The sequence below is a fragment of the Brevibacillus sp. RS1.1 genome (assembly GCF_013284365.1).
GTDB lineage: Bacteria > Bacillota > Bacilli > Brevibacillales > Brevibacillaceae > Brevibacillus > Brevibacillus brevis_D.
Map to the genome: position 1 here is coordinate 1,057,911 of NZ_JABSVA010000002.1, position 9,037 is coordinate 1,066,947.

The window sequence follows — 9,037 nt, forward strand, 5'->3', positions numbered from 1 at the left end:
TACAACGAGGACAAAACCTGGAACCTGTAAGAAGCATCCAGGGAAAAAAGCAGGCTGCCTACTGTGGCAACCTGCTTTTTTTGTTTTCTTGTTATTTCTTATTCTCTTTCTTTTCTGCTTTTTTCGCTACGATTTCTGCCTTGATTTCTTTTGCGCTCTTGCCTGCTGTTTCAACGTCCCACTTGGCAGCCTTTTCTTTCAGGTTCGCGAGCTGTTCTTGTTTCTTCGCTTCTTTTGCTGCTTCTTTTGCTGCTTCTTTCTTAGCATTTTCTACTTTCTTTGCGGCTTTTGCTTCTTGAATGGCGGCTTTTACTTCCTTATTTGTTTGATCCGTGGTTTCGACGCCCCACTTGGCAGCCTTCGCGTTCAGTTTTGCTCTATTTTCTTCCTTTTTCTCCGCTTTCGAGTGCTTAACTGTAGAATCCGCTCCTGTATCCGCCGCAGCCACTACAGAGATACCACTAAACAGCAAGGTAGCCATAACCAGAGACGAAACAAGTTTTTTCATGCAAGATTTCCTCCTTTTATTATGTAAAACGTAGGTGTACACCCCTTAGCCTACCTGATGATTTTGGGAAAAGTATGTGAAAAAGCAGGCTTGACCATTTTTTCAAACGGACAACCTGCTTCTCGGTTATACTTTCATAATTATTCCTTACCCTGCAAACACACCGCTTTTTTCAGAAATCGCCGTAAACAGCTCTTCTAATGATCCCCGCTGATCGACCTGATACTGAGGCTCACCACGGTCTTCCATCCAATTGGTTACCAGAAACGTTTTCATTCCCAGCTTGGATGCGACCATGTCCTCCTGCATGTGATTCCCGACCATGACACAGTCTGTCGGCTCAACCCCAAGCTTTTGGCAAATCTCATTATAATAACCAGGATTTGGCTTCGTGAAATGCGATTCCTCGTAGACAGTGACCAACTCGAAATCATCCGGGGACATCCCGATCCAAGCGAGGCGATGGTGAATCGCATCCCGCGGGAAAACAGGATTCGTCGCTACTGCAACCCGAAATCCTTGTTCTTTGGCGGCAGCAATAATCTGCTTTGCCCATGGCGAAGGATACGTCAGGTGAGACAGTGTCGGAAACACATCGCGATAAAACGAATCGAACAGAGGCCATATTTCCTCCCGATCCCATTCACTGTGTTCCGTAAAATATTCGATAAAAACTTGCTCGTTCGTCTTGTCGGGCTCTTGGTTCATGATCATTGCTTTGGTCGCATCCCAAACCAACGCCAACAGCTTTTCGGTATCGTACTTATCTCCGACATGACGGCCTACTTCAACCAAGTAACTTTTGACAAAGGGTTCTGTCTGCATCTCTAATAGCGTACCGTCCAAATCAAACAGGATGGTGTTCACAGTCATAATGGATCTCTCCCTCCCAAATGCCTTACGATAACGATGGAAAACCTAACTGGCGAAGTCCCTCAAATAAGACAATAGCTGCACAATTGGACAGGTTCACAGAACGGGTCGCACCGCTCATCGGGATGCGAATAGTCTGTTCCCGATATTTTTCTGTCAGCTCTTCTGGCAAGCCTGTCGTCTCCTTGCCCAAGATAATGTAGTCGCCATCCCGGAAGGAAACGTCCGTGTACAACTTTTCCCCCCAGGTCTCCACAAAGTAAAAAGTGCCCGCACCTTCCCCTTGTGCCTCAACAAAGTGCTCGAAGCTCTCATGATGGTGAACGTTAACCGCATGCCAATAATCGAGACCAGCTCGCTTTAGGTAACGATCGTCTGTTGAAAATCCCAGTGGATGAATCAAATGCAGATGCGCTCCTGTCGCTGCACATGAACGGGCGATATTTCCCGTATTGGCAGGGATGAGCGGCTCATGCAAAACAATATGTAACGGCATATCTGAAAATCTCCTTGTAAATTGCGAACTTGTTACCAGTACATGTCCTATTATACCACCGTGCCCAGCTTCTGTAACAAATGGAGTGCCTGCTGCATCTAATCAGAAAACGTTGGCTATCGAAAGGAGTGCTGATTAGATGGGGACACTCATTTCATTTGGGCGACGCCTTGTCGCACATGTGAGCATCCTGAGTTTGATCCTGTTAATCGCCAGTTGGATGTGGGTTGATTTTTCTTCGTTCCCTGCACTGGAAACATGGAGCATGCTTCTCGGCTATCTCTCATTTATTTTGATTGGCTGCACCCTATTGATTGGTCCACTCCAGTCCTGGCTCCCTGCTGGCTGGATAACTATCAGCTTGTCCATCCGCCGAGATTTCGGCATATGGGCTGGGCTAACTGGACTGCTGCACGTCATTCTTGTGCTTGTCCTTTTTGAAAATGAGCCTCGCCTGATGATCATACATGAAAACCGTTCAGAAAAGGCTGATGGATGGCTGGGTCTGTTCTTTGACGATTCCTCTAATCCGACCATGTGGCCATCTCCCAACTGGACCCTTACAGGCGTTGCGAACTACCTTGGGCTGTTTGCCTTTTTCATTCTACTAGCTCTGTGGCTGACATCTTCTGCACGGGCAGAAAAATGGCTGGGTGGTTCCAGTTGGAAAAGGCTTCATCTCGCCAATCCATGGCTTTTTGTCATCGTCTTGATCCATGGCTTGATTTACATCCAATCCATCAAAGGAGAACCGCATACCTTTTCAGACATGCTCGTTTTCGCAGCAATGATTTGGCTGGTTCGCAGCATCGCTTTTATACGAAGAGCTTTTTATCGCAAGAGGTAATTACACCCCTCTTATATGAAAGAAGGCATAGCGCATGTTGGGCGTATAGGCTGTGGAATCCTCATATGCCCAGTAGCGCATCCTGCTATCTGTCGTATGGGCATTCACTAACGGCATCTGATTCGCGTCTTTTGCGACCACGATCGTATTGTGCTGAAAACGCCCATCTCCGTTAAAATCATAACAAATGATATCACCTGGGACCAATTCGGCCGCAGAGCTTTTCGTAACTGCCCGCATAGGTGCTCCACCCGACTTCAAAAGCAAATACAAGCTATGCGCTACCGTCCAGCTATAACTCCAAGAGGCGCCTTTTCCCGTGCGAATCCACCAGCCCTTGCCCATCTCTTTAGACATCAGCATAGGGATTCCGCCTGCGTGTAAACATTGCGAAATAAAGTTCGTGCAGTCATCCGTAAAACGAGGATACACGGGATTGGTCGTGTTCCAGTAGCGTTCCGCATACGCGACTGCATTTGCAGCGTTGTACCCTCCCTCTCCATGCACGATCAGCATCGGTTGGTCGATGGCATCCTCGACGCCTGACACAACGATGATAGGCTCCTCCTCCTCTTCCTCGACCACCAATTTTTGATCACCATTCGACTCCCTTGCCCCGATAATCGACCACTTTTCGTTCGTTTTGAGCAACTGGAGCTGGAACAATCGTTTGTTTGCCTCTTTATACTTGGTTTGCTTGATCCCCAGCGTTTTATTTTCTTGCCATTGAACTGTTATTTCCATGGTGGCATCAGTATCTACCCAGCACATGGGCGTTACTTGTCCCTGGACAGCCAATAATTTGACTCCCCGTTCCTCAGCTCTCCGCTTCTCCCGGTTCAGTCGATTCCATTCGTCCTGTACGCCAGACTCTTCTGTGCAATAAAAAGGTAGCAGCCGCTCATACTTTCCATCCATAGATGACTGGTGAACTGCTTGAAAGTATTGCTGAATAAATTCACGCCACTCCACTTTCCCCTCCTCCTTTCCGCCTCCAGACTGCGACAAAGCCCATGAACTGTTCATCTCAATGAAGAATATGTCGCTCGTGGAGCATTCAGAAGAAAAAGAAAAGCTGTCCGAGCAAGCAGACAGCTTATTAGGAAGAAGCGTGAGCAAAAAGTGGACCTTCTTCTAGGGAAAGTAAATATTCTTTAATGGATAAGCCACCGCCGTACCCGACCAAGGCACCATTCGAGCCAATGACACGATGGCACGGTATAATGACAGGAATCGGATTACGATTGTTCGCACCGCCAATAGCCCGAACAGCTTTCGCCGCTCCAATTGCCAAGGCAATATCTTTGTAAGAACGAGTTTCTCCATAGGGAATGTTCGATAGCTCATTCCAAACAGACTTTTGAAAGGGAGTTCCGTATAATACGGTTGGAACATCAAACGTCTTGCGCTTGCCTGCAAAATACTCTTCTAGCTGTATTTTTGCAGGCTCATTAATCGCATCGTTACGCGTTGGGGTAATCCCTACGAACGTTTTTTTGCACCAGCGCACAAGCGGCGCCAATCCGTCTTGTTCATTGGCAAACTGAATGTAGCATAGCCCTTCTTCTGTAGAAGCCAAGAGCAATGGTCCAATCGGTGAATCCATCATGGTATAGCCTAATTCCTTTGCCATTTAACGTCCTCCCTCTCTTCTTCAAACTAAGCCTGTTCACGAAACATGCTCATGCCTTTTTCTATCTCTTCCACCACTTCGGGTGACACCTCTTTTGCTTTTGCGGTAATGAGCGCCTCTTGTGCCTGCTCTCCCCCGATTTTTCCAAGCGCCCATGCAGCAGTTCCGCGGATTACTGGGCGAGGGTCTTCAAACAAAAGACGCTCCAAATGAGGAACAGCCGTCCGATCCTTGAAATGGGCAAGTGCTAGTATGGCATTGCGCTGAATGGGCTTTTTGCCCCGCCAAGATGAGGAGGATTGTCCGAACTTTTCCTTGAACTCCTTATTGCTCATCTGAAGCAGCGGAATCAATAAAGGCTTCGCAATCTCCGGATCAGGCTGAAATTCAGCATGATGGTCGTTGTCGATGCGACGATTCTTCGGACATACTGTCTGACAAGTATCGCAACCATACAGACGATTTCCGATTTTCCCGCGGAATTCATCTGGAATAAAGTCTTTCACCTGTGTCAAATAAGCTACACATCGCTGTGCATCAAGCTGCCCACCCTGAATCAAGGCTCCGGTCGGACAAGCGTCTACACATATATTACAGTCGCCACAGCCTTCTTCGATTGGGTGATCGCTTGGCAACGGAAGATTCGTTACAAGCTCCCCCAAGTACACCCATGATCCGAACTCCGGCGTTATGATAGCGCAATTTTTTCCTACAAACCCAATCCCAGCTCGCTCGGCTACCGCACGATCAGACAGTGCTCCCGTATCTACCATGGATTCGATCCGAGCCCCTGGCTCCAGCTCCATAATGAATCGCGTCAGCTTGTCCAGCTTGTCGCGCAGAACGTGATGGTAATCGGTTCCCCATGCTGCACGGCACAAGATTCCCCGATACGCACCAGGCTCTGACTTTGGTGGATTTTTGAGCTTGGAAGGATAGGCCAGCGCTATCGAAATCAGCGAACGTGCCCCGTCCAACAACAGTTCCGGGTTCGTCCTCTTTTCTAGATCAGGCTCTTCAAATCCAGATTCATAACCCTTTTCCCGATGTACAAGAAGCCGTTCTTTTAAGGTCGTGAATGGATCGGCACTGGCAAACCCAATCTTATCGATTCCGATTTCCTTTGCATAATCAATGATGGACTGCTTTGTCTGCTCCCAGAACTGCAAGTCGTTCACAGTTGTTTAATCGCTCCTGTCGCCAATTCGTCGCAGCGGTTGTTCCATTTGTTGTCGGCGTGTCCTTTGACTTTTACGTACTCTACCTTGTGGGTGTCCATCAATTGCAGCAGTTCTTTCCATAAGTCCTGATTCTCCACCTGCTGGCCTTTACTGTTTTTCCAGCCGTTTTTCAGCCAGCCTTTATACCAGCCTTGCTTGAAACAGTTGACCAAGTATGCACTATCACTGGACAGGGTCACCTTACAAGGCTCCTTCAGTGTTGAGAGCGCCTTGATGGCCGCCATCAGCTCCATTCTGTTATTCGTTGTATGTGGTTCGGCACCAGACATTTCCTTGATGTGTTGGCCGTACATCAGTACAGCTCCCCAACCACCTGGTCCTGGATTGCCGGAACAAGCTCCATCTGTATAAATCTCAACCTCACGCATCGTCATCGTCAGGATTCCCTCCTCTGTTCTCTTCTATTGTATCGAAGCTTAGTCGCTTCCACAAAAATTTTTTGTTATACTACCAAAAATAGGTTCAGTAAGGAGTGTCTATCGATGAAAGTTCAGCTAGATCCTTCCGTGTCCGAGCGTCTGCCGCAATTTTCTCTCGGCATTTTACAATACAGCAATGCTTCCGTCAGTGACTCCCCCAAAATGCTACAGGGACGTATCAATTATTATGTGGAGAGCTTGCGGCTGGATCACGACACCGCAAACCTGACAGAAATAGAAGGCATCCGCGAGTGGAGAGCCTGCTTTAAGCAAGTTGGTATCGATCCGTCCAGATACCGCCCTTCCTCCGAGGCATTGCTTCGCCGGCTGTTGCAGGGAAATCCTTTTTTCTGGATCAACAGCGCCGTTGATGTGAATAATTTTTTCTCGGTTTTGCACGCGCTTCCGTTCGGGATTTATGACGTCAATCACTTAGCGGGTGATATCACTTGTCGACTCGGCCACGCCGAAGATGTCTATGAGGGATTAAATGGACGCGAAGTCAACATGGAAGGAAAACTACTGCTCGCCGATGGTAACGGCGCATTTGGGAGTCCCATTGTCGATTCCAAGCGTTCATGCGTAACGGAACAAAGCCGCGCTCTCCTCCAGGTCATCTTCTTCCATGAAAAAATGGAACCATCTAAAAAAGAAGAAATCGTAGGTTCAGTTGGTCGCATGTTTACGGAAATCAACGGTGGCGAGCTGACTCACTCCTCTATCGTTACTGCCTAAGAAAAAGACGGCCCGTCATGCAGCCTGGCCGTCTTTCTTTACGCTATCTTCTTCCTTTTTTCTAAAAACGATATGTTCCAGGACCAGGCACACAATAACGCCGAGCAATAAGCCATTTCCGAACAAGAAGCTAGCTAATGCAGGGAGTTTCTGCCAAGCTACAGCAGGTACGAACATGACTCCGATCCCGACCAAAAGCGAGCTACCCCCAACAATTATCGTGCGTTCGTCCATCTTCACATTTACGTAATCCTTCAACCCGAAGCCCAGCAGTTGCGTATAGGAAATGAACATCGCTGCATATGCCACTGGAGTAGGCAAAGCCGCCAAAAAGTGAGCAACAGTGGGAAGCAGCCCAATAAGCATCATCCCCAGCATCGCTATGACAAATGGGAGGCGCGAAGCCATTTTCGTCGTTTGAATAACAGCTGCTGCCAAGGAAAGTGGAATCATACCTACCACACCGCTCAAGCCTGACAGGAAATGGGATACCCCAGTAAAAATACCACCGCGATTGTACTGCTTTTCAGTAGGCACCGTGTCTGTCGCTTTTCCCATAACCGACAAACTCGTCATGAGGTTTGTCAACAGAACGAATCCTGTCAGCATACTCGTTAATACAACGCCCCAATCCCAGCGTGGGGATCCCCAAAAGAAAATAGAAGGCCATGAAAATAATTGCTCAGTAGGCCGGACAGGTTCTGTCCATCCAAGAAGCGCGTACACGATCCAGCCCCCAACCATGCCAAACAAAACGGCAAAACTGGAGAATCTCTTCGTCCGCATAATGAACACAACAAGAGCTACGATCCCTATGGACACAAGTGCTACACCCGGTTGTACCTCCCTTGAATGCTGAAAACCAATACCGAGCATGCCCGTGAGAATGTTACTACACAAAGAAACAGCAAGTAAAATCATATACGTACCTGAAACCAACGGCGTAAACCACTTCTGTAATTTCCCAATCCAGCCTAATAAGCCAAAAATGAAAAAGAGTAGACCTGCTAATATCATACCCACTTGAAAGGATTGACCAATTTCTTGTGGATGTAGACCCATGCTCGTTCCGAGTTGAGCCAAAATGATAAAGATCCCCCACCATAATCCAGCCGGACCTTCTATCATCGGATAACGGTGTCCAATCCAAACTTGCAGTAGTGACGCGAGTCCAATGTAAAACATGGTCTGCTGCATCAGCTTTCCAATTTCATCAGCCTGCAAGCCGTACATATCTCCAATCATTAGTGGTACCGCCACACTGCTGGAAACAGTTACGATCATCCATTGTAATACGGACAACGTTGTAATCCCCATTGGCGGCTTGTCTTGTAGTTTGTAAAACACCTCAACCACCTCGTCTTTTTACGTACACAAGTTGTCTATTTCCCTGTCTACACTATGTGCATATTAAAGCAGAAAAAAACCCCAATCATCAAGATATCTTGACATTCAGGGTTAGCCTGTAAAAGTATGGTGCCGGTGAAGGGACTTGAACCCCCACGGTTTCCCTCACGATTTTGAGTCGCGCGCGTCTGCCATTCCGCCACACCGGCAAATATTTTGGAGGAGGCACCCGGATTTGAACCGGGGGTGAGGGTTTTGCAGACCCGTGCCTTACCACTTGGCTATGCCTCCATGATATAAAGTAAAACATTTTGAGAAATGGAGCGGACGAAGGGTCTCGAACCCTCGACCTTCGCCTTGGCAAGGCGACGCTCTACCAATTGAGCTACGTCCGCATTTTAATGGCTGGGGTACTAGGATTTGAACCTAGGAATGACGGAGTCAAAGTCCGTTGCCTTACCGCTTGGCTATACCCCAATAAGTAATCCCCAACTATAAATTTATGGGGCGATCGATGGGACTTGAACCCACGAGTGCCGGAGCCACAATCCGGTGCGTTAACCCCTTCGCCACGACCGCCATGATTACTACTATTGTTTTGAAAAATGGCAGGGGCAGTAGGAATCGAACCCACACCAAAGGTTTTGGAGACCTTCGTTCTACCGTTAAACTATGCCCCTATAAAGGTGGCTCGGGACGGAATCGAACCGCCGACACGAGGATTTTCAGTCCTCTGCTCTACCGACTGAGCTACCGAGCCTTATATCATGCTTTACGCGCCAATTTCATTTGATTAGAAATGGCGGAGCTGACGGGACTCGAACCCGCGACCTCCGGTGTGACAGACCGGCGTGAACTCCAACTTCACCACAGCTCCATATTTGTTTGCACCCACTAGGTGCTCCGATCCTACTTGCTCTACTTGATCAAGTAGAAAT

General features: G+C 48.0%; 10 protein-coding genes and 8 tRNA genes. 2 read left to right on the forward strand and 16 right to left on the reverse strand.

Annotation, left to right across the window (positions count from 1 at the left end; translation table 11 throughout):
• Window positions 1-91 precede the first annotated feature (91 nt).
• The 3 genes from HP570_RS10555 to trmL all read right to left on the reverse strand — a co-directional run bounded on the left by HP570_RS10555 (window position 92) and on the right by trmL (window position 1,877).
• Window positions 92-508: a hypothetical protein gene (locus tag HP570_RS10555; RefSeq protein ID WP_173625685.1), complete on the reverse strand. Its 417-nt coding sequence runs from the start codon at window positions 506-508 to the stop codon at window positions 92-94.
• A 147-nt stretch (window positions 509-655) separates the two neighbouring features.
• A complete protein-coding gene (locus HP570_RS10560; protein WP_173625686.1) occupies window positions 656-1,381 on the reverse strand; it encodes an HAD family hydrolase in 726 nt (241 codons plus the stop codon).
• 25 nt (window positions 1,382-1,406) lie between these two features.
• Window positions 1,407-1,877, reverse strand: a complete 471-nt coding sequence (gene trmL / locus HP570_RS10565; protein WP_172142146.1) for a tRNA (uridine(34)/cytosine(34)/5-carboxymethylaminomethyluridine(34)-2'-O)-methyltransferase TrmL — start codon at window positions 1,875-1,877, stop codon at window positions 1,407-1,409.
• Window positions 1,878-2,016: 139 nt separating this feature from the next.
• On the opposite strand from trmL, the gene HP570_RS10570 reads away from it, so the two are divergent.
• On the forward strand, window positions 2,017-2,724 hold the full coding sequence (locus HP570_RS10570) for a ferric reductase-like transmembrane domain-containing protein (protein ID WP_173625687.1): 708 nt from the start codon (window positions 2,017-2,019) through the stop codon (window positions 2,722-2,724).
• On the opposite strand, the gene HP570_RS10575 is transcribed toward HP570_RS10570, so the two are convergent.
• The 4 genes from HP570_RS10575 to rnhA form a co-directional block, all read right to left on the reverse strand.
• On the reverse strand, window positions 2,725-3,696 hold the full coding sequence (locus HP570_RS10575; RefSeq protein WP_173625688.1) for an amidase domain-containing protein: 972 nt from the start codon (window positions 3,694-3,696) through the stop codon (window positions 2,725-2,727). It abuts the gene before it with no gap.
• Window positions 3,697-3,823: 127 nt separating this feature from the next.
• Window positions 3,824-4,357, reverse strand: a complete 534-nt coding sequence (locus HP570_RS10580; RefSeq protein ID WP_012684804.1) for a methylated-DNA--[protein]-cysteine S-methyltransferase — start codon at window positions 4,355-4,357, stop codon at window positions 3,824-3,826.
• Between the two features lie 26 nt (window positions 4,358-4,383).
• On the reverse strand, window positions 4,384-5,535 hold the full coding sequence (gene queG, locus HP570_RS10585; protein WP_173625689.1) for a tRNA epoxyqueuosine(34) reductase QueG: 1,152 nt from the start codon (window positions 5,533-5,535) through the stop codon (window positions 4,384-4,386).
• Complete coding sequence (gene rnhA / locus HP570_RS10590) at window positions 5,532-5,966, reverse strand: ribonuclease HI (RefSeq protein ID WP_026134128.1); 435 nt, start codon at window positions 5,964-5,966, stop codon at window positions 5,532-5,534. The genes queG and rnhA overlap by 4 nt, the downstream gene beginning before the upstream one ends.
• A gap of 114 nt (window positions 5,967-6,080) precedes the next feature.
• On the opposite strand from rnhA, the gene HP570_RS10595 reads away from it, so the two are divergent.
• Window positions 6,081-6,752 (forward strand): B3/B4 domain-containing protein, encoded by a 672-nt coding sequence (locus tag HP570_RS10595; RefSeq protein WP_173625690.1) that lies wholly within the window; start codon window positions 6,081-6,083, stop codon window positions 6,750-6,752.
• Window positions 6,753-6,767: 15 nt separating this feature from the next.
• Here the strand turns inward: HP570_RS10595 and HP570_RS10600 are convergent, their stop codons facing one another.
• The 9 genes from HP570_RS10600 to HP570_RS10640 all read right to left on the reverse strand — a co-directional run bounded on the left by HP570_RS10600 (window position 6,768) and on the right by HP570_RS10640 (window position 8,976).
• Window positions 6,768-8,099: a purine/pyrimidine permease gene (locus tag HP570_RS10600; RefSeq protein WP_173625691.1), complete on the reverse strand. Its 1,332-nt coding sequence runs from the start codon at window positions 8,097-8,099 to the stop codon at window positions 6,768-6,770.
• A 127-nt stretch (window positions 8,100-8,226) separates the two neighbouring features.
• Window positions 8,227-8,308: transfer RNA gene (locus HP570_RS10605), tRNA-Leu, on the reverse strand.
• Between the two features lie 8 nt (window positions 8,309-8,316).
• Window positions 8,317-8,390, reverse strand: a tRNA-Cys gene (locus HP570_RS10610).
• A gap of 28 nt (window positions 8,391-8,418) precedes the next feature.
• Window positions 8,419-8,494 (reverse strand) — tRNA-Gly (locus HP570_RS10615).
• A 7-nt stretch (window positions 8,495-8,501) separates the two neighbouring features.
• Window positions 8,502-8,576: transfer RNA gene (locus tag HP570_RS10620), tRNA-Gln, on the reverse strand.
• Window positions 8,577-8,602: 26 nt separating this feature from the next.
• Window positions 8,603-8,678: transfer RNA gene (locus tag HP570_RS10625), tRNA-His, on the reverse strand.
• A 27-nt stretch (window positions 8,679-8,705) separates the two neighbouring features.
• Window positions 8,706-8,779: transfer RNA gene (locus tag HP570_RS10630), tRNA-Trp, on the reverse strand.
• A gap of 7 nt (window positions 8,780-8,786) precedes the next feature.
• Window positions 8,787-8,859 (reverse strand) — tRNA-Phe (locus HP570_RS10635).
• 40 nt (window positions 8,860-8,899) lie between these two features.
• Window positions 8,900-8,976: transfer RNA gene (locus HP570_RS10640), tRNA-Asp, on the reverse strand.
• Window positions 8,977-9,037: the final 61 nt, after the last annotated feature.